General features: G+C 44.6%; 23 protein-coding genes. 14 read left to right on the forward strand and 9 right to left on the reverse strand.

Annotated elements, in window-relative coordinates; genetic code table 11:
* Positions 1-157: 157 nt before the first annotated feature.
* From GO620_RS10255 to GO620_RS10265, 3 genes are all read left to right on the forward strand, one after another.
* Positions 158-715 (forward strand): RNA polymerase sigma factor, encoded by a 558-nt coding sequence (locus GO620_RS10255; protein WP_157525177.1) that lies wholly within the window; start codon positions 158-160, stop codon positions 713-715.
* Positions 716-726: 11 nt separating this feature from the next.
* Positions 727-1128 carry a hypothetical protein gene (locus GO620_RS10260; protein ID WP_157525178.1) on the forward strand — a complete coding sequence of 134 codons (402 nt, stop codon included), beginning with the start codon at positions 727-729 and terminating at the stop codon, positions 1126-1128.
* A gap of 116 nt (positions 1129-1244) precedes the next feature.
* The gene (locus GO620_RS10265; protein WP_157525180.1) at positions 1245-1460 is read left to right on the forward strand and encodes a hypothetical protein; all 216 of its coding nucleotides are present in this window, start codon (positions 1245-1247) and stop codon (positions 1458-1460) included.
* Positions 1461-1524: 64 nt separating this feature from the next.
* Here GO620_RS10265 and GO620_RS10270 read toward each other — a convergent pair whose 3' ends face one another.
* The 3 genes from GO620_RS10270 to GO620_RS10280 form a co-directional block, all read right to left on the reverse strand.
* Positions 1525-1776: a phage tail protein gene (locus GO620_RS10270; RefSeq protein WP_157525182.1), complete on the reverse strand. Its 252-nt coding sequence runs from the start codon at positions 1774-1776 to the stop codon at positions 1525-1527.
* 84 nt (positions 1777-1860) lie between these two features.
* Positions 1861-2340, reverse strand: coding sequence for a DinB family protein (locus tag GO620_RS10275; RefSeq protein WP_157525184.1), 480 nt, complete (start codon positions 2338-2340; stop codon positions 1861-1863).
* Positions 2337-3887: an NAD(P)/FAD-dependent oxidoreductase gene (locus GO620_RS10280; protein ID WP_157525186.1), complete on the reverse strand. Its 1551-nt coding sequence runs from the start codon at positions 3885-3887 to the stop codon at positions 2337-2339. Before GO620_RS10280 ends, GO620_RS10275 begins: the two co-directional genes overlap by 4 nt.
* A 219-nt stretch (positions 3888-4106) precedes the next feature.
* On the opposite strand from GO620_RS10280, the gene GO620_RS10285 reads away from it, so the two are divergent.
* The 9 genes from GO620_RS10285 (at position 4107) to GO620_RS10325 (ending at position 11221) form a co-directional block, all read left to right on the forward strand.
* Positions 4107-4652, forward strand: a complete 546-nt coding sequence (locus tag GO620_RS10285; protein WP_157525188.1) for an RNA polymerase sigma factor — start codon at positions 4107-4109, stop codon at positions 4650-4652.
* 450 nt (positions 4653-5102) lie between these two features.
* Positions 5103-5681: a LemA family protein gene (locus GO620_RS10290; protein WP_157525191.1), complete on the forward strand. Its 579-nt coding sequence runs from the start codon at positions 5103-5105 to the stop codon at positions 5679-5681.
* Positions 5682-5764: 83 nt separating this feature from the next.
* A complete protein-coding gene (locus tag GO620_RS10295) occupies positions 5765-6199 on the forward strand; it encodes a TPM domain-containing protein (protein WP_157525193.1) in 435 nt (144 codons plus the stop codon).
* 11 nt (positions 6200-6210) lie between these two features.
* On the forward strand, positions 6211-7011 hold the full coding sequence (locus GO620_RS10300) for a TPM domain-containing protein (protein WP_157525195.1): 801 nt from the start codon (positions 6211-6213) through the stop codon (positions 7009-7011).
* A gap of 110 nt (positions 7012-7121) precedes the next feature.
* Positions 7122-7691, forward strand: a complete 570-nt coding sequence (locus GO620_RS10305) for a Crp/Fnr family transcriptional regulator (RefSeq protein WP_157525197.1) — start codon at positions 7122-7124, stop codon at positions 7689-7691.
* A gap of 64 nt (positions 7692-7755) precedes the next feature.
* The gene (locus GO620_RS10310; protein ID WP_157525199.1) at positions 7756-8775 is read left to right on the forward strand and encodes an alpha/beta hydrolase family protein; all 1020 of its coding nucleotides are present in this window, start codon (positions 7756-7758) and stop codon (positions 8773-8775) included.
* Positions 8776-8859: 84 nt separating this feature from the next.
* Positions 8860-10083: an MFS transporter gene (locus GO620_RS10315; RefSeq protein ID WP_157525201.1), complete on the forward strand. Its 1224-nt coding sequence runs from the start codon at positions 8860-8862 to the stop codon at positions 10081-10083.
* Positions 10084-10104: 21 nt separating this feature from the next.
* Positions 10105-10653: an NUDIX hydrolase gene (locus GO620_RS10320; protein WP_157525203.1), complete on the forward strand. Its 549-nt coding sequence runs from the start codon at positions 10105-10107 to the stop codon at positions 10651-10653.
* A gap of 40 nt (positions 10654-10693) precedes the next feature.
* Positions 10694-11221 carry a Uma2 family endonuclease gene (locus GO620_RS10325; RefSeq protein ID WP_157525204.1) on the forward strand — a complete coding sequence of 176 codons (528 nt, stop codon included), beginning with the start codon at positions 10694-10696 and terminating at the stop codon, positions 11219-11221.
* 2 nt (positions 11222-11223) lie between these two features.
* Here the strand turns inward: GO620_RS10325 and GO620_RS10330 are convergent, their stop codons facing one another.
* From GO620_RS10330 to GO620_RS10345, 4 genes are all read right to left on the reverse strand, one after another.
* On the reverse strand, positions 11224-11685 hold the full coding sequence (locus GO620_RS10330) for a nuclear transport factor 2 family protein (protein ID WP_157525205.1): 462 nt from the start codon (positions 11683-11685) through the stop codon (positions 11224-11226).
* A gap of 39 nt (positions 11686-11724) precedes the next feature.
* Positions 11725-13152, reverse strand: a complete 1428-nt coding sequence (gene dnaA, locus GO620_RS10335) for a chromosomal replication initiator protein DnaA (protein WP_157525207.1) — start codon at positions 13150-13152, stop codon at positions 11725-11727.
* A 387-nt stretch (positions 13153-13539) separates the two neighbouring features.
* On the reverse strand, positions 13540-15078 hold the full coding sequence (locus GO620_RS10340) for an acyl-CoA mutase large subunit family protein (RefSeq protein WP_157525209.1): 1539 nt from the start codon (positions 15076-15078) through the stop codon (positions 13540-13542).
* The gene (locus GO620_RS10345) at positions 15078-15608 is read right to left on the reverse strand and encodes a DUF7935 family protein (RefSeq protein WP_157525211.1); all 531 of its coding nucleotides are present in this window, start codon (positions 15606-15608) and stop codon (positions 15078-15080) included. Before GO620_RS10345 ends, GO620_RS10340 begins: the two co-directional genes overlap by 1 nt.
* A 98-nt stretch (positions 15609-15706) precedes the next feature.
* Here GO620_RS10345 and GO620_RS10350 point away from each other — a divergent pair, with 98 nt between their 5' ends.
* The gene (locus GO620_RS10350; protein WP_157525213.1) at positions 15707-16060 is read left to right on the forward strand and encodes a HesB/IscA family protein; all 354 of its coding nucleotides are present in this window, start codon (positions 15707-15709) and stop codon (positions 16058-16060) included.
* A gap of 53 nt (positions 16061-16113) precedes the next feature.
* Here the strand turns inward: GO620_RS10350 and GO620_RS10355 are convergent, their stop codons facing one another.
* On the reverse strand, positions 16114-16857 hold the full coding sequence (locus GO620_RS10355; protein ID WP_157525215.1) for a TlpA family protein disulfide reductase: 744 nt from the start codon (positions 16855-16857) through the stop codon (positions 16114-16116).
* Positions 16858-16997: 140 nt separating this feature from the next.
* On the opposite strand from GO620_RS10355, the gene GO620_RS10360 reads away from it, so the two are divergent.
* Entirely contained in the window at positions 16998-17402 is a 405-nt protein-coding gene (locus tag GO620_RS10360) for a hypothetical protein (protein WP_157525216.1), read from the forward strand.
* A 43-nt stretch (positions 17403-17445) separates the two neighbouring features.
* Here GO620_RS10360 and rfbB read toward each other — a convergent pair whose 3' ends face one another.
* Positions 17446-18498, reverse strand: a complete 1053-nt coding sequence (rfbB, locus tag GO620_RS10365) for a dTDP-glucose 4,6-dehydratase (RefSeq protein ID WP_157525217.1) — start codon at positions 18496-18498, stop codon at positions 17446-17448.
* Positions 18499-18508 lie beyond the last annotated feature (10 nt).

Genomic DNA, 18508 nt, shown 5'->3' on the forward strand with positions numbered 1-18508 from the left:
AGTATTTTAACCTGCAAATAGCTTAAATTGTTTACTAATTGGTGTAACAGCGCCGTCAAAAATAAATCTTAAAAATTATTTTCATTTTTTTTAAAATGTTATTTAACCACAATCGTCTTCAAGGTATATAACTATACAATTGATCACCGCGACACTGATGCCAGATACCAAACACAACGATACGCTTAGCACAATTAAGGCGTATGGTAAAAGTTTGTTGTCTTTTATCCGCAAGCGGGTAAAGAACGACGCCGATGCCGAAGACATTCTGCAGGATGTCTGGTACCAGTTTAGTTCAGTGGTAAATGCCGAACCTATTGAGCAAACCGGCGCATGGCTATATAAAGTTGCCCGCAACAAAATATCTGACAAGCATAAAAAACACACAGAGTGGCTGCTTGATGATCTTGTTGTATCTGATGATGAGGAAGGTGAAGAGGTAGACCTATCGGCATTTATGATGCCTGATAACACTACGCCCGAGACTGAATACCTGCGCAAGTTGTTCTGGGACGAACTTTACATGGCTTTAGACGACTTGCCGGATGAGCAGAAACAGGTTTTCATTTGGCATGAGCTGGATGGCCTATCTTTTAAAGACATTGCCGAGATCACCGGCGCGCCTGAGCAAACGCTGGTATCACGTAAACGGTACGCGGTTGTGCATCTGCGCAAACGGTTGAAACAGTTGTATGACGAGATCAATAACGTTTAAGAAGAAAGAAAATGAAAAGAATATTTTATAAAAGGCGCTTCATTTTTGTGCCTTTGATAGCCATAGCGGCTTTAACGATAACCGGTTTTGTAGTGCAAAACCTTTGGAACGCTCTATTACCCGGCATACTGCACGTAGGCATCATTACATTCTGGCAAGCCCTGGGCATTTTTGTACTGTGTAAAATACTATTTGGCTTTGGCCGCGGTGGCGGCGGCTTTGGCGGTGGCCGACGCAAACAGGAATGGGTGCGCCAGAAAATGCAGCACAAAATGCAAAACATGACACCCGAAGAGCGTGAGCGTTTTAAAGCGCAGATGAAAGAGCGTATGTGCGGTCCCCGCGGTCGCGGATGGAAAACTTATGATTGGGGTGATGACAAACCTGCCGCAGAAACCCAGAATCCGCAGTAATTGATTATCCGCTAACCGTCATGCCGAACTTGTTTCGGCACCCCATCTTACAGTTCTGCAATATGCCGTGCTTGTGAGATGCCGAAACAAGTTCGGCATGACTTAACCTTAGAAAAATGGACATACTTGTATTTAAAACCAATATTCAAAAAGAAAAACAGGTAAACGAAGTGAACAGCTTGCTTACCCGCATACCCGAGATCAGCAATTGGAATTTTGACCTGGAAGACCGTGACCGTATTTTACGGGTACAGGCAGAAGATATATCCGCCATGTATATCGAAATGATATTACAGGATGAGGGATTTATTTGCAGCGAACTGGAAGATTGACCACGCTGACCCAAACAACAAAGGGCGATCATTAGATCGCCCTTTGTTGTTATTGGGAATATGGTTACCCTCTTGACGGATAAATGCCCTGTACCGCGATGATATAATGCGCAGGCACTGTTTCACCGTTTGACTGGGGAGCAACCAGGTTGGGAAGAGCAAAAGTTTTCATCCCATCGCCTCCATACGTTGTGCCCAGAATTGTAAACAATGCCTGGTTTTGACTGATCTCTAAAATCTCGCCGTTGCAAAAAGCCCAGCCTTGGGGCTCAAAATTGCCCGCGAATAAAATAATTGTGCCGATGATCGGATCCATTTGGTTTAATGTTTAGTTTGAAAAAATTAGTGCCCTCAAAATGAGCATTATTATCTAAACCAAAAAATCTAATCTCTATGGGCTTTAGCCTTTTAACAACTTAGTCAGCAAGGCTATCTGGGCCGAATGATAAACCAAATGCTGTATCGCACCATCGATCAGCTCTGCATAAGTTACAATCGGTTCTGTCTCGCGGGTGTCGATGATCGGTTGGTTCCATTTGTCTTGGGGAAAGTTTAGGATGATGCCCGAAAGGTTTACGTTCACCAATTTGAGATCATCTTTCCAGCGTGTCCATTTTTCTTCGGAGGGGTCACCTGTTTCTGGCCAGTCGCCGCTGGTTGGTGTGCCTGCAGGCTGTTCGTTCAACCGGTCTATGATCTCTTCCTGCCAGCTGATGATGTGCAGCAATATTTCGGCAATGGTATGTATACCACCCGGCGCCCGCTCAAAAGCAGCTTCAAACGTCACATCATTAAGGATATCTGTTAGCGGCCTGCCATACCATGGCTGCCCGGACAAAACGGTTTGAAGTTTATTGTTTAAAATTTCGCCTGTTGTCATTGTAGATATTTAAAAGCCGCGTTGGCACAGTTAACACCATCTATGGCCGCCGAAATAATGCCGCCCGCGTAGCCAGCGCCTTCGCCGCATGGAAAAAGCCCTGCAATTTGCGAGTGCTGCAACGTAACCTTATCCCGTGGCACCTTTACCGGCGATGAGGTCCTCGACTCCACGCCAACCAGCAAGGCTTCGTTAGTGTAATAACCTTTCATCCTTTTCCCAAATGCGGGCAATGCTTTGCGCAAACGCTCGTTTATCCAAACAGGTAAAACCTGTTTAAGTTCTACGCTTTTGCAGCCCGGCAGATAAGAATTTTGCGGCAGGTCTTTAGATAAACGGTTCTCTACAAAGTCAACCATTCGTTGTGCCGGGGCAACCAGGTCGCCGCCGCCGGCGGCAAATGCCGCCTGTTCAATTTCGCGTTGAAAATTTAATAAGCGAAACGGATCATTCTCAAGCCCGGGCACATCTTCAAAGTTGATCTGTACCACTGTACCTGAGTTAGCGTAAGGGTTATTCCGCTTAGAGGGGCTCCAGCCGTTGACTACTATCTCGTTTGGCTCGGTAGCGCAAGGCGCGATGATACCACCCGGACACATACAAAAAGAGAATACGCCACGGTTCTCTACCTGCTCCACCAAGCTGTAATAAGATGGCGGCAAATACGGACCGCGAACGTCGCAGTGGTATTGGGCTTTATCGATGATTTCCTGCGGATGCTCTATCCGTACCCCAAGCGCGAAGGGTTTAGCTTGAATTAAAATGTTCTGCCGGTGAAGCATTTCAAACACGTCGCGCGCCGAGTGACCGGTTGCCAGGATTACCGCGCGTGCCTCGATCTTTTCTCCAGATGCCAGCTCTACGCCTTTGATCCTGTCGAAACTAACGTCAAGGCTCACCACCCTGGCATCGAACCTAACCTCTCCACCTGCATTCTGAATTGTCTCGCGCATAGCGGTTATGATTTGCGGCAATTTATTGGTACCGATGTGCGGCCTGGCATCAACTAAAATATCTTCTGTAGCGCCGTGGGCGGTGAACACTTTTAACACCTCGTTTACGTCGCCACGCTTGGTAGAACGGGTATACAGTTTACCGTCAGAGTACGTACCGGCGCCACCTTCGCCAAAGCAATAGTTAGATTCCGGGTTTACCAGTCCTTGCTTATTGATGTTCGCCAGATCACGACGGCGTTGCTTTACGTCCTTGCCACGTTCAAGCACAATAGGCTTTAGTCCTCGCTTTATACATTGCAGGGCGGCGAATAACCCGGCAGGACCGGCGCCAACAATGACTACAGGCCTGGCTTCTTTTACTTGCGGGTATTTTATTTGCTGCGAATGCGAATGGTATTGCTCGTCTATGTAGACCGCCACCTGCATGCGGTATAAAACTTTGCGGCCGCGCGCGTCTATTGATCGTTTTAAAATGTGTACGTGCTTAATACGCTCTTGTTGGACATTCGCGGCATTAGCGGCAATGCGCTTTAATGCTGAGGCATCTTCGTGCTCTTCGGGCGAGCAGGTGATCTCGATCTCTTTTATCATGATGCTGCCGGGTTTTTATCCCGGATAAGACAAAGTTAAGAAAATCTTCTCCTCTTATACTTAGTGTAATATGTACACCTAAAACGTCCGAAGATGTACGGTCAGTGTTCGGTAACGAACAGTGTTACAATTGCCTTAAATTATATCTATCTGATAAACAGACATTTATAAATATGGTAAAGGTTTTGGCATAGGGGTATCAACAAAATAAACATTATCATGATCTCACAAGATAACTTACTCCGCATTTGGGAAGGCTGTAAAGCAAACAACCGCAAGCAGCAAGAACTGTTATATAGATTACTATCGCCGCGCATGATGGCGGTTTGCATGCGCTATACCAGCGACCGCGATGAAGCGCAGGATGTGATGCAGGAAGGCTTTATTAAGATCTTTAAAAACATCAACAATTACCGCGGCGAGGGCAGCCTTGAAGGATGGATCCGCCGCATTATGGTACACACTGCCATATCGCGCTACCGCAAACTGAAACCGGTGACCCTTACAGACGAGGTGCCCGAGAACAGCACGCCATACTATACATCTGCACAGAATAATAACCTGGAAGCAAAGGAATTAATGGGTATCATTCAGCAGTTGCCAAATACCTACCGTTCTGTCTTCAATCTGTATGCTATCGAAGGCTATTCTCACCAGGAGATCGGGAGCATGTTAGGCATCTCGGAATTGTTATCGCGAACCACCCTGCACCGTGCCCGGGGTATCCTTAAAAAGAAAGTGATGCAGCTGGATGCGGTAGCTTAGGGTCTCACCCCCGCCCCTCTCCAAAGGAGAGGGAGTTTTCTGATTAGAGCCCTCAAACTATGTCATTCAGAGCGCAGCGAAGCACCTTATCGAAGCAACCGCGTTAGCGATAGAAGCGGAAAGCCCGGAGCGCAGCGAGGACTTGTAGTGGATAGCGCGGGCCGCTGAAAGCGGCAACGCCCAAAAGTCCGCGATTTGGGTTACTCGTTGCTCTTTATTTTTGGATACCTCAATTCCTCATTCATTACGATAAGCCATAAACAGGCTCAGGCTGACAAATCGTAATTAAAGTTTACACAACGTATATCCTCAGGATTGAGTAGGATTGTTACTTTATTAAGCTCACCTTATAATTACTTATCTTATTGTGCCAAAAGGTCAGTACATTTAAAAAAATGTAACATTGGTACTTATATTGCATCAAACCTAAAAATTCAACAAAAACAAAACATGAAAAGATTATTCACAGTGATGCTGGTTGCCGTAGCGGCTATGTCTTTAAGTTCTTGCAGCTATAACAGCATTGTTAAAATGGATGAGGATACAAAATCTAAATGGGGCGAAGTGCAAACGCAATACCAGCGCCGTGCCGACCTGATCCCTAACCTGGTAGCGACTGTTAAAGGTGTTGCCAATTTTGAAAAAAGCACTTTGACAGAGGTAACAGAGGCGCGTGCTAAGGCAACATCTATCCAGGTAGACCCAACCAAGCTTACGCCGGAAAGCATTAAGCAATATCAAGCAGCACAAGGTCAGCTAAGCACTGCTTTAGGACGTTTATTGGTAGCATCTGAAAATTACCCTAATTTAAAGGCTAACGAGAACTTTACTACGTTACAGGCACAGCTGGAGGGTACAGAAAACCGTATTGGCATGGCCCGCCGCGATTTCAATAACTCGGTTCAAAGCTACAACAGCAAGATCCGCGAGTTCCCGGCTAACCTGACCGCTAAAATGTTTGGCTTTACCGCTAAAGGTTACTTTCAGGCAGACGCGGCTTCGCAGGCAGCACCGAAGGTAAGTTTCTAATTAATTTTGAATGATAGAATGAGTGAATGATAGAATATACTGCATTCGCTCATTCACAACTCACTCACTCTCTCATTACCATCATGGCTTTATTTACAGAAGAAGAGCAAAATCAGGTACGCAAGGCTGTTGAGGCTGCCGAAAGCAAAACTTCGGGTGAGGTTCGCGTATGCATCGAAAAAACCTGCAGCGACGAAGTGCTGGACCGTGCGGCCAAATACTTTTATCAGTTGGGTATGGACAAGACAGCGCTCCGGAATGGTGTGCTTATCTATCTGGCAACGGTTGACCGCAAGTTTGCCATTATTGGTGATGCGGGAATTAACGCCGCGGTACCTGCCAATTTTTGGGATGCTACTAAAGAAGCCATGCTCGAGCAGTTTAAAGTAGGCAATCTGGTTGATGGTATTGTTATTGGGCTAAGCCGTGCCGGTGAACAGCTGCAGAAGTTCTTTCCGCACCAGGCAAATGATAAAAATGAATTGCCTGATGATATCGCCTTTATGGATGGCGAATAACCCCTATTATCATGATTAAAAAGATCATTTTATTTATTGGCCTGCTGCTGACTTGCGCGTTCGCGAACGCTCAAGATTTCCCGGAGAAGCCAAATACGATAGTTTCCGATTTTACAAACACCTTGTCAGAAGGTGATAAACAGCAGTTAGAAAATAAGCTGGTTGCTTTTAACGACTCTACCTCTACCCAGATTGCGGCGGTGATCATCAAGTCGGTTGGTGATTACGATATAGCCGAATACGGCGCACTGCTAGGACGTAAATGGGGTATTGGCCAAAAGGACAAGAACAACGGCATCCTACTATTAGTTGCCTTGAACGACCATAAAGTAACCATCCAGACAGGTTACGGCGCAGAGGGTGCTTTACCCGATGCCATAACCAGCCGTATAATAGAAGAAGACATCAAGCCTAACTTTCGCAATAATGATTATTACGCCGGGTTAAACAAGGCGACTGATGATATCATCAAGTACACCAAAGGCGAATACAAAGCCGACCCTAATCAGAAAAAAGGCGGGAAGAAAGATGACGGCGGAGGTGCTGGTGTGATCATCATTATAGTGATCGTTGTTCTGGTGCTGATATTCCGCAGGCGTGGCGGCGGTGGCGGTGGCCAAATCATCGGCGGCCGTGGCGGCGCAAGCCCGTTCTGGTGGTTTCTAGCAGGTAATATGCTGGGCGGCGGTGGCCGCAGCAGCGGCAGCGATTGGGGCGGCTTCTCGGGCGGAGGCAGCTCAGGTGGCGGGGGCGGTTTCGGAGGCTTCGGCGGTGGCAGCTTTGGCGGCGGCGGTAGCAGCGGAAGCTGGTAGTTTCTTTGGACAAAGGAGCAAAGAGCTAAGACGAAACAATCAAATATAAGGCATTCTGAAAAGGATGCCTTTTTTGTTAACGTACGCGAACCTTTTTTCTACCTTTAATCATGCACGCCTCGCTAAAACAATACCTTGACGGAAAGATCATGCTAAGTCCTGCTGATGAAGAATATGTTGATTGTAAGTTTAAGCCGCGGTCGACTAAACGCAATGAGATACTCGTTGAAAAGGGCGACACAGCCCGGCACATCTATTTTGTAGTAAAGGGTTGCCTGCGCGTGTTTTTGATAAGCGATGCAGGAAATGAATCGACACGCTTCCTCATTTTCGAAGGCCGTATGGGCACTGCCTTTCCCAGCTTTATTAATCAGCGAGCTTCAGTCGCGGCAGTGCAAAGTATAGAAGCGTCGGAAATATTGATGTTAAGTCATTCGGACCGTGAGTTATTGTTAAAGAACATACTGGGCTGGGAACGTATGGAACGCGTAGGTATTGAACAGGATTATATCGCCTCGATAGAGCGTATTGAAAGCTTCCTGTCTATGGACGCCAAAGATCGGTATGCCATTTTGCTTCGCAAAAGCCCGGAGATAGTAAAACGCCTGCCTGCGAAAATAGTGGCCGATTATCTTGGCATCTCGCAGGAAACATTGAGCAGGTTAAAAGCCAAAAATTAATTTAATGACTTTTGTCAATTTTAAAATGTCTGCAATTGCGGTGTTTTGAATAAAATTGTAAGCCATGAAAAAGTTATCGCTTTGCGCTTTATTGCTGTTTATCTTAAACTCCGCCTTTGCACAACTTGCCAATATCGGCCAGCGTACTTATCGTTTCAATGATACAAAAAGGGCAAGGCCGTTGATAACAGAACTCTGGTATCCTACAACCGATACAATAAAATCTGCAGATAAAAAGTTTTCACCGTTTTTGCGGGAATACACTGTAAGGGATGGAACTTTGCCCAATCACCGCTTACCATTGATCATGCTCTCACATGGTACAGGCGGGGGGCGTTTAACCATGGAGTGGCTTGCCCAAGCATTAGCTAAAAGCGGTTTTATAGTTGCGGCGGTAGATCATTGGGGCAATACCTTCGACAACAAGATCGCAGTGCAGTTTCTAAAAGTGTGGGACAGGCCGGAAGACATAAGCTTTGTACTTACGCAGTTGTTACATGAGCCGGCACTAAAGAACGTGATCAACCCGAATAAAATAGGCGCAACAGGTTTTTCTGTTGGTGGCTACACCGTACTCGCGTTAGCCGGTGCCAAAGCAGATTTTCCGGGAACGATAAATAACTACAAAACTACCAATAAACGCGAAATCGATTTTCCCGAATATAAAGGCTTGGGCTATCTGCTTGATGATACCGCGTTTGTGAACAGTGCCAGTCATATACCGCTATTGAAGGATAAACGCATTAAAGCGTTCTTTGCCATTTGCCCGGGCGTTGGTCCGTCATTTAGTAAAAAAGAACAGTTTAAATCGGTTGATGGCAGCGTGTTTATCGTTGGCGCGGCAGCAGACTTCATGGCGCCGGTGAAGACAAACGCCCGGCATTTCCATCGGTTAATTTCGCAATCGCGATACTACGAATTCCCGGGGATGGTAGGCCACTACGTGATGTTGAACGAAGCTATCGACGACGTAAAAAAATCTGACCCTATTTACTTTGTTGATGACGCAACTGTTAACCGCCGCGACGTGCATTTAAAGGTTGACAGCCTTGCCGTAGGATTTTTCAAGACGACGTTGAGATAAATGCGCCTTTGGTTCCGCTTAAAAATCCATTCACTTATTGAATTTCGCTGATGTAAAGAATTGGAAGACTACCTTTACTGCGGAATGAAAACCTTAAGCGAAACAGCGCCTTCTGCAGGCGCGCAACAACAAATAAGCACAACCACATTTTCTATCTTGTTCGCGCTTAGTGCGTCGCACATGTTCAACGACACATTTCAGTCGTTAATCCCGGCGATATATCCGCTCATAAAAGGCGCCTTTCATTTAACATTCTTCCAGATAGGGATGATTACGTTGGTCAACCAGATCACCGCTTCAATTCTGCAGCCGTTTGTAGGTAACTACACCGATAAGAAACCTCAACCCTACTCGCTTATGCTGGGGATGTTGTTTACGCTTATTGGCTTAATATCGATCGCCTTCGCAAGCAGTTTCGGTCTTATACTGGTATCCGTTGCACTTGTGGGCATTGGCTCTTCCATCTTCCACCCCGAGGCGTCCCGTATTGCCCGTGCAGCCTCGGGAGGCAAAGCCGGTACGGCGCAGTCTATTTTTCAATTGGGTGGTAATGCAGGTTCGTCATTAGGCCCGCTTATCGCGGCCATACTCATCACTCCTTATGGCAGGCACAGTATAGCGTGGGTGGCAATTTTAGCTTTCATAGCCTTATTTATCATGTATAGGGTTGGGGCATGGTACACCAACCGCTTGAAAGAGAATGCACGGGTTGCAAAAACATCAACAGGCGCAATCGATTCACAAGTAACCAAAAAGCAGGTATACATCGCGCTAACTGTGCTTATCATTCTTACGTTTTCAAAATATTTTTACCTCGCCAGTATGAGCAGCTACTTTACTTTCTATCTGATAGATAAGTTTCATGTAAGCGCTCAAACCTCGCAATACTTTTTATTCCTGTTCCTGGTATCAGTTGCTGCGGGCACCATTATTGGCGGGCCTGTGGGCGATAAGATAGGACGCAAATATGTGATATGGGTTTCTATACTCGGTGTAGCGCCGTTTACTCTCCTGCTGCCGTATGTGAATTTATTCTGGACCGGCGCCCTGGTAGTGATCATCGGCATTGTGCTATCTTCCGCATTCTCTGCAATTGTAGTTTATGCCCAGGAGTTGATGCCGGGTAAGGTAGGAATGGTTGCCGGGTTGTTTTTCGGCCTGGCATTTGGCATGGGCGGCATTGGTTCTGCGGTGCTTGGCGACCTTGCCGATAAAATTGGGATACAGGAAGTTTACAAGCTTTGCGCTTTTCTGCCGCTTATCGGCATACTCACTATTTTTCTGCCAAACTTAAAAACTACGCGATAGCGCGGTTTGTATCTACCGCATATGAAAGAACTGAACTGGAAAACCTGCTCGTCTGAATATATACACAAAGGTAATTGGGCTACACTCAGGAGAGATGTCTGCGAAATGCCCGACGGCCGCGTTGTTGATGATTATTACGTTTTAGAATACCCTAACTGGGTAAATGCTGTCGCGATAACTGACGATAATAAAATTTTGATGGTGTCTCAGTACCGCCATGCAGCCAACATCGTTTCGTTAGAAATTCCGGGCGGCGTGATCGATGACGGCGAATTGCCGGAGGATGCCATTAAGCGCGAATTACTCGAGGAAACCGGATACCAATTTGATGACGTAGTGTTGGTGAGCACATTATATCCGAACCCCTCAACAGCTAATAATGTATGTTATGGTTTTTTGGCCAAAGGCGGGAAAAAAGTAAATGAACAATCGCTTGACGAGCACGAAGAAATTGTAGTGCATGAAATGACCATAGCCGAAGTGAAGCAAGCTTTGCTGGAAAATAAAATTCCCCAGGCATTGCACTCCTCCGCCTTGTTTTACGCGCTGGTGAAGTTGGGAGGATTGTAGGGATAGTTAATCTTTTTAAATTTCGTATATTAGTATTGTTATGAAAGATGTGCTTGACATACCACGTACAGCGATGGAAGTATTTGAAATGCTTCCCGAAGGAACTATTTGTGAAGTGATCGATAATACACTTTATATGTCGCCTTCACCTACAACAATACACCAAAAAGTTCTCGGTAAAATTTTTACCAGGTTACAAATGTACATTGAAGATAATACTTTAGGTGAGGTAATTTTTGCTCCTTGTGATGTATATCTTGACAATGGTGATAGCGTGGTACAACCAGATATACTCTTTATAAAAAGAGAGAGAGAGGCAATCATCGAGAAAAAGGGCATTTATGGTGCGCCTGATCTGGTAATAGAATTATTATCGTCTAATAAAAAGCATGATCAGCAGATAAAATCAGAACTTTATCGTGCTAACGGTATTCCCGAATACATAATCATCGACCCCGAAACGAAAACTGTTTGGCATTACCTGCTCGATGGTGATACTTACGCAGAGCAACCATCCGCTACCGGGAAGCTGCAGATACATTCGCTAAACTTCTACTTGGAATTTTAATATTACTCCGGGCAATTGTCCTTTCTGCGGGTGTCGACTATGTAGATGATCTTCCACTTGCCGTTAGTTTTTACGAGTTGAAATACATCTACGCCGCAATGACTAAACTGGCTGCCGAGGTAAAATTTATAAGGTGCCCACACAGATGCCAAAGCACCATCTATGTTGATATCCTTAAACACCACCCGCTCGTCATAAATCTGAGCATGCGGCTTAGCAACGGATTTAAGGAAGCCGCTAATATCTTCGGTAATTAACCGGGTTGCACCGTCTTTATTTGTGCCAACGCTTTGCAGGACCATGTTATTGGCAATAGCAGAACGCATCGTTACGGTATCGGCCTTTCGCATGCCATCAAAAAATGTGTTGATGGTTTGTATGACAGCGTCTTTATCACTTATCTGGCCAAACGATGTACTTACGGATAGCATAATCAACGCCAATAGTAAGATAATTTTTTTCATAGCGTAAATAAAAAGCCCCGCGGTGCAGGGCTTGGTTTATTATGACATTTTCAGTTTCTTTTGGATGTCGGCTACGTAGCCTTTAAATTTCTTATCGGTATCTATCAGGTCTTCTACAGTTTGGCAAGCGTAGATCACGGTCGAGTGGTCGCGGCCGCCAAAAAAATTACCAATAGTTTTAAGCGAGCTTTTGGTATGCGCTTTGGCCAGGTACATAGATATCTGGCGGGCTTGCACAATTTCGCGTTTACGTGTCTGCGATTTTAGCATCTCAATAGGAACTTCAAAATACTCGCACACCAGGCTTTGTATATACTCCATCGAAATTTCTTTTGATGAGTTCTTTACAAAATTCTTTAGCATCTGTTTAGCCAGTGCCAGATCTATCTCTTTACGGTTAAGGGTCGACTGTGCAAGCAATGATACCATCGCCCCCTCTAACTCACGCACGTTATTATCAATATTGTGCGCCACGTATTCTATCACATCGTTAGAAAGTTCAATACCATCCTGATAAATCTTGTTCTTCAGGATAGCCATACGTGTTTCCAGATCAGGGATCTGCAGATCCGCAGATAGGCCCCATTTGAAACGCGAAAGCAAGCGCTCTTCTAAGCCCGCAAGGTCTTTCGGTGCCTTGTCAGATGTGATGATCAGTTGCTTGCCCGATTGGTGCAGATGATTAAATATGTGGAAGAAAAAGTCCTGTGTTTTTTCTTTGCCGGCAAAGTTGTGCACATCATCCATGATAAGCACATCTATTGCCTGGTAAAAATTCACAAAATCGTTAATGTTATTGTGCTTAAGCGCGTCTACAAACTGCTGGGTAAATTTCTCGCACGATACATACAATACCAACTTGTCAGGAAGGGTACGCTTTATCTCATTACCTATAGCTTGCGCCAAATGGGTTTTACCCAAACCAACGCCGCCATAGATCATTAACGGGTTAAATGAAGTGCCGCCCGGTTTTGCCGCTACCGCATAACCTGCAGAACGTGCCAAACGGTTACAATCGCCCTCAACAAAGTTTTCGAATGTATAATTCTGATTTAATTGCGGGTCTACATGCAGCTTCTTAAGGCCCGGTATAACAAACGGGTTCTTAATGTCCTTATTAATAGAGATAGGGATGGGCATGGATTGGTTCTTCGCTTCGGCGCCGTTGCCGTTTGATGGCATATTGGTAGTAAACGGTTTAGCAGATGACGATTGTTCTACAACAATATTGTATTCTAACCGTGCATCGTCGCCCAATTGCTTTTTTATGGTTTTACGCAACAAACCAACATAGTGCTCTTCTAACCATTCGTAAAAGAATAAACTTGGTACTTGTATGGTTAAAATACTTCCATCGATCTTTAAAGCGGTAATGGGCTCGAACCATGTTTTAAAACTTTGGGCCGGTATATTATCCTTAATGATCTGCAAGCAACTATTCCAAACATTAGTACAAGTTTTTTCCATACAAAAATTCTTAAAACGCTTATTTATAACCTATAGTAAAACTCCGGTAGGGCCCGCTACGGAACATCGAATATTCAAAAAAAAAACCTTTAAAAAAATTAAATTTTAAATTTGTGTAACATTAATTTTATGTTATTAGCAAACGAAAAAACGCCATCAGTTCGCTCAAAATCCACTTTTTTAAGATTTCGTGAAAAATCTGTTGCTTAAAACACTAACTGATTTTACTTATATGAAAAACCGAGATATTAACAATTGTTAACATCGGAAGTTGGTAATTTCCACTCTTTTTTGAGTGCCGATGCATAAGTAACTATAAGTAGCTGTGAACGGGAATTTTATAATATTTCACCGCAATAGTTACTTCGGGATGTTAAGGGATTTGGATTAGTACTCGCCGAATACCTCTCTTAAAACGTCGGCAATTTCGCCAAGGGTAGCGTAAGATTCAACGGCCGAAATGATAAACGGCATCAGATTGTTTGAACCCTTTGCTGCGGTTGTCAAGTCAGCAAGATTTGCCCGTACTAACTCGTTGTCGCGCTCCGCTTTTAGGCTGTTCAATTTTTCAATCTGCAACTGGCGGATGGAATCGTCCACCCGGAAAACGTTATCAAGCGCAGGCTCTTGCTCTGTAAATTTGTTTACACCGACCAACACCCTCTCGCCCGTTTCCAATTCGCGTTGGTATTGATAAGAGGCTGCAGCTATTTCTTGCTGAATATAATCCTGCTCAATAGCTTTTACAGACCCGCCCATAGCATCAATAGTATCGATATATTTATGAGCCGCCGCTTCCATTTCATCGGTAAGCGATTCTATGAAATAAGAGCCTGCCAATGGATCCGGAGTATCAGTGATGCCGCTTTCAAACGCGATAACCTGCTGTGTACGCAAAGCTATCTTCGCAGCCTGCTCTGTTGGGAGCGATAACGCTTCGTCGTAACCATTGGTGTGCAGGGATTGTGTTCCGCCAAGCACCGCGGCCATTGCCTGGCTGCTTACACGTATAATATTATTAAGTGGTTGCTGGGCTGTTAAAGTAGAGCCGCCCGTTTGCGTATGAAAGCGCAGCTTTTGTGCAGACGCGTCTGTTGCGCCCAACTCTTTGGTAATGTGTGCCCACATACGCCGTGCCGCACGGAACTTAGCTATTTCCTCAAAAAAGTTGTTATGGCAATTAAAGAAGAACGACAATCGCTTGGCAAAAACATTAATATCCAACCCTTTTTCTAAAGCTGCCTTTAAATAAGCTTTACCATTTGCAAGTGTGAAGGCTAGTTCCTGTACTGCGGTTGACCCCGCTTCTCTGATATGGTATCCTGAAATGGAAATGGTATTCCATTTAGGCAGGCTTGTGCTGCAATACTCAAAGATGTCTGTGATCAACCGCATAGATTGCGCGGGCGGGTATATATAGGTACCACGTGCGGCATACTCCTTTAATATATCGTTTTGAATAGTGCCCGATATCTGGTTCAGATCGGCACCCTGCTTCTTAGCTAGCGCGATGTACATAGCCAGCAGCGTAGCAGCTGTGGCGTTAATGGTCATAGAGGTAGTGATATCCTGCAAGCGTATCCCGCCGAATAATATTTCCATATCCCTCAGCGAGTCTATTGCAACGCCCACTTTGCCCACTTCCCCGTCGGCCAATTCATGATCAGAATCGTAACCAATTTGCGTAGGCAGGTCGAAGGCTACAGACAAGCCGCTGGTACCTTGTTTAAGCAGGAAATGGTAACGCTTGTTAGACTCTTCGGCTGTTGAGAAACCCGCGTATTGGCGCATGGTCCACAATTTGCCACGGTACATATCTTTTTGTATCCCCCTGGTGTAGGGGTATTCGCCGGGCACCTCTCCGCCTTCAGCTGCATAAAGCGGTTTTATTTCTATGCCCGATGAGGTTTGCTTTTTATCAGACATCAGAATATGCCCTCCAGATCCTTTCTTACTATTTCGGCGGCAGCGTCATAGGGGTTATCTTCCAGTTTAGCCAAATGTCCTATCAGCTGCCTGCTTACTTCAAGACCCCTGGCATCTGCCGGCATCGCCGCTATCATATTATTGACAAGCGACAAGGTATCATCTTTAATCTTTTTAACGGCAGCCCAGGCTTCTGTACTTATGTATATTTGCTGACTGATGTTATGCTGAAACTCGTTGCGAATCTCGCTTACAATAATCGCCTGTAATTCTTTAGCAGTGTAAGAAGTTGCATTGAGCCTTATAAGCATATTAGCGGGATTAATACGGTCTATAAATAAAACCAGGCGCTCATAGGCTTGTAAGCGCAAAGGTATTGTTTGGTTGCTTACAGCTTTCTTTAATTCAAGGATCTGTATTCTTTCAGATTTATCAAGGTACGGTTTAAGCAAATAGAACGCCACCCATACAACGCCGACGCCCGCAATGGTAAACTTTACAATTTCTAGTAAATAGTTAACTGTGATCATCACTTAATTCCAATGTTTGGCTATGGTCAAATAAACTGGTGTACCAACAAAAATCTGTATTTTAACTTATATTTGTGTTGCTAAATAAAAATATAAACATGAGCACTGCTGTTGAAACCCTTGTTGCCCCTGTAACCTTTACAGAAGGCGCGGTTAAAGAATTAAAGAAATTAAAAGATCAGCAAGAACTAAGCGACGAGTTTGGTTTACGTGTTGGTGTAGAGGGTGGCGGTTGTGCCGGTATGAATTATATTTTGGGTTTCGACCAACAAAAAGACGGCGATAACATCTACGTTATTAACGATATTAAGGTACTGATGCATAAAGCACACGGTATGTACCTTGCTGGCATGCAGATAGATTTCCAGGACGGGTTGAATGCCCGTGGATTTACTTTTAACAATCCTAACGCGGCCAGCACCTGCGGCTGCGGCACTTCTTTTTCTGTATAAGAACTTTAAAAATGTTGAAAAGGCGTCTGTTAGCTATCAGACGCCTTTTTTGTTTATTGCCCAACCGCAGCAGGTGCAGGTGAGGCTAATGCTGCATCTATAGTTTTTTGCATCCAAACCGGGTTAGCCGCCGAACCGCCGTTACTTGAGTAAGCTACTTTGCCTTCCCTGTTGATCACCACGTTAGTGGGGAATAAGTTAACGCGGAATTTTGCCGCTAAAAACTGCCCTTTATCTATGATATGAAAAGCCAGCGGGTGCTGTTTGGTATAATTTTTAATATCATACCCCTCATCCAGACATATAGACAAGAACACAACATCAATATTGTTGCTATAGCGCATAGCCAGGTCATTCAGATCGGGAATCTCTTCGCGGCATGGCGGGCAGCCGATGAACCAAAAGTTTAACACTACAATTTTGCCTAAAAGGGCCTTAGTATCAGCTTTGTATCCATCTATTGCTTTGTCTTTAAAATTTGCAAAGGTTGTACCCGGCTTAAATTGTTCACTTTCCCCAGGTTTTGGCCATGATGAAATTACTTTCTCGCGCTCTTGTTTTGAGTTAAAGTGCATAATGAAGGCAGAATTCTCATCTTGCGAGTTCTCTACCCTGAAGGAACAGTCGCCATGCCACCAAAGCTTAGACCACACCGCGTAAGGATAAACATTGCCGGCGGAGTCTTTGACCAGGGACTCCTCCGTTAAACGGGAATTTATTTTTTTGGTCTGTGCATTGGAATTAGATGCGATTACGCATGCAATAAAAAGAGTAAGAAGAATGCGATAAGGTTTCATTTTTAAATGGTTAAGGTTAATACTATCTATTATACGTAAAACATGGCAAAAGGATACATGAGAAAAATATTATTTGATATTTAAGAAATGCTAATTATGTTTGTTTGGTAACCACTTAAATATCACACAAAAACTTTGTTATGAATCCTAAACAAATTACAAACAAACAAATTGCTGCTATCAGTATTATATGCGGTTTACTTGGCGGGGCTGCTTTAATCACATCCAGTAGATTATCTCATAATGGCTTTTTTATGATTGCAGTATGTGTTGCAATAATGCAGTTGGCATTTATTGTGTCACTTACAAGAATTAATACTGAGGTATCATTTAAAAAATGGATAATTATAGGCACGCTTACATTTACCATAATGAATCTTGTGATGTATTTCTATGCGGTCATCTTTAATTTGGATGTCAGTATCCTTTCATTCGTCGGCTATTTGTGGAGATTTGCATTTATGGTTGGATGCGGAGCTGTTTCAAGTGCTGTGTTAGGCTTGTTTCTGCTGGGACGCAAACCTGCAACGCTACAGGTTTCTTAGTAGCGATAAAAAAGAAAGGCCGCTTATTGCGGCCTTTCTTTTTTTATCGGTTGTCATATTGTTCTTCGTAATACTGCTGGTAATGGCCGGATGTTACATCATTTAACCACTCTTCATTGGCCAGGAACCATTCAACTGTTTTTTCCAGGCCTTCTTCAAAGGTAACGCTTGGTGTCCAGCCCACTTCGCGCTGCAGTTTTGATGAATCTATCGCGTAACGCAGGTCGTGGCCTGCACGGTCTGTCACAAAGGTGATCAGCTTGGCTGACTCTCCCTCTGCCCTGCCCAACTTTTTATCCATGATGCTGCACAGCAAATTGATCAGGTCAATGTTCTTCCACTCGTTATGCCCGCCAATGTTGTACGTGTCACCGGCTTTTGCTTTATGGAATATCAGCTCAATCGCACGTGCGTGGTCTTCTACCCACAGCCAGTCCCGCACATTTTCGCCTTTGCCGTAAACCGGTACAGGCTTGTTGTGCTTAATGTTGTTGATCGCAAGCGGGATCAGTTTCTCGGGGAAATGGTAAGAGCCGTAATTGTTAGAGCAGTTGGAAATAACAGTATCCATTCCATAGGTGTCGTGGTAAGCCCTTACAAAATGGTCTGACCCTGCCTTTGACGCCGAATATGGCGAATGGGGGTCATAACCTGTAGTTTCTGTAAACATGCCTGTTTCACCAAGGGTGCCGTATACTTCATCTGTGGATACATGGTAGAAACGGTGGCTGGTATAATCACCTTTCCAGGTATTGCGGGCCGCGTTCAATAAGTTAACCGTTCCAATGATGTTAGTCATCACAAATTCCAGCGGGTTAACTATAGAGCGGTCTACATGCGATTCGGCTGCAAGGTGAACTACCGCGTAAGGTTGTTCTGTATCGAACAAATTTTGGATGAAAGCAGCGTCGACTATATCGCCTTTTACAAATCTGTAGTTGGGCTCATTTTCAATGTCTTTCAGATTGGCCAAATTACCGGCATAGGTAAGTTTATCCAGGTTGATGATCTGGTACTCCGGATGGTTCTTTACGAACCTGCGTACCACATGCGACCCAATGAATCCTGCCCCGCCTGTTATAATTATCTTCTTCATTAGTGTTATA

Source organism: Mucilaginibacter ginkgonis, assembly GCF_009754905.2.
Classification (GTDB): domain Bacteria; phylum Bacteroidota; class Bacteroidia; order Sphingobacteriales; family Sphingobacteriaceae; genus Mucilaginibacter; species Mucilaginibacter ginkgonis.

Excerpts from the sequence above, each read along its gene's own strand:
- dnaA (WP_157525207.1), bottom strand. The coding sequence starts at position 13,152 with ATGGAAAAAACTTGTACTAATGTTTGGAATAGTTGCTTGCAGATCATT.
- GO620_RS10340 (WP_157525209.1), bottom strand. The coding sequence starts at position 15,078 with ATGTCTGATAAAAAGCAAACCTCATCGGGCATAGAAATAAAACCGCTT.
- GO620_RS10325 (WP_157525204.1), top strand. The coding sequence starts at position 10,694 with ATGAAAGATGTGCTTGACATACCACGTACAGCGATGGAAGTATTTGAA.
- GO620_RS10285 (WP_157525188.1), top strand. The coding sequence starts at position 4,107 with ATGATCTCACAAGATAACTTACTCCGCATTTGGGAAGGCTGTAAAGCA.
- GO620_RS10260 (WP_157525178.1), top strand. The coding sequence starts at position 727 with ATGAAAAGAATATTTTATAAAAGGCGCTTCATTTTTGTGCCTTTGATA.
- GO620_RS10280 (WP_157525186.1), bottom strand. The coding sequence starts at position 3,887 with ATGATAAAAGAGATCGAGATCACCTGCTCGCCCGAAGAGCACGAAGAT.
- GO620_RS10345 (WP_157525211.1), bottom strand. The coding sequence starts at position 15,608 with ATGATCACAGTTAACTATTTACTAGAAATTGTAAAGTTTACCATTGCG.
- GO620_RS10310 (WP_157525199.1), top strand. The coding sequence starts at position 7,756 with ATGAAAAAGTTATCGCTTTGCGCTTTATTGCTGTTTATCTTAAACTCC.
- GO620_RS10320 (WP_157525203.1), top strand. The coding sequence starts at position 10,105 with ATGAAAGAACTGAACTGGAAAACCTGCTCGTCTGAATATATACACAAA.
- GO620_RS10290 (WP_157525191.1), top strand. The coding sequence starts at position 5,103 with ATGAAAAGATTATTCACAGTGATGCTGGTTGCCGTAGCGGCTATGTCT.
- GO620_RS10265 (WP_157525180.1), top strand. The coding sequence starts at position 1,245 with ATGGACATACTTGTATTTAAAACCAATATTCAAAAAGAAAAACAGGTA.
- GO620_RS10300 (WP_157525195.1), top strand. The coding sequence starts at position 6,211 with ATGATTAAAAAGATCATTTTATTTATTGGCCTGCTGCTGACTTGCGCG.
- rfbB (WP_157525217.1), bottom strand. The coding sequence starts at position 18,498 with ATGAAGAAGATAATTATAACAGGCGGGGCAGGATTCATTGGGTCGCAT.
- GO620_RS10355 (WP_157525215.1), bottom strand. The coding sequence starts at position 16,857 with ATGAAACCTTATCGCATTCTTCTTACTCTTTTTATTGCATGCGTAATC.
- GO620_RS10295 (WP_157525193.1), top strand. The coding sequence starts at position 5,765 with ATGGCTTTATTTACAGAAGAAGAGCAAAATCAGGTACGCAAGGCTGTT.
- GO620_RS10275 (WP_157525184.1), bottom strand. The coding sequence starts at position 2,340 with ATGACAACAGGCGAAATTTTAAACAATAAACTTCAAACCGTTTTGTCC.
- GO620_RS10255 (WP_157525177.1), top strand. The coding sequence starts at position 158 with ATGCCAGATACCAAACACAACGATACGCTTAGCACAATTAAGGCGTAT.
- GO620_RS10270 (WP_157525182.1), bottom strand. The coding sequence starts at position 1,776 with ATGGATCCGATCATCGGCACAATTATTTTATTCGCGGGCAATTTTGAG.
- GO620_RS10350 (WP_157525213.1), top strand. The coding sequence starts at position 15,707 with ATGAGCACTGCTGTTGAAACCCTTGTTGCCCCTGTAACCTTTACAGAA.
- GO620_RS10315 (WP_157525201.1), top strand. The coding sequence starts at position 8,860 with ATGAAAACCTTAAGCGAAACAGCGCCTTCTGCAGGCGCGCAACAACAA.
- GO620_RS10360 (WP_157525216.1), top strand. The coding sequence starts at position 16,998 with ATGAATCCTAAACAAATTACAAACAAACAAATTGCTGCTATCAGTATT.
- GO620_RS10305 (WP_157525197.1), top strand. The coding sequence starts at position 7,122 with ATGCACGCCTCGCTAAAACAATACCTTGACGGAAAGATCATGCTAAGT.
- GO620_RS10330 (WP_157525205.1), bottom strand. The coding sequence starts at position 11,685 with ATGAAAAAAATTATCTTACTATTGGCGTTGATTATGCTATCCGTAAGT.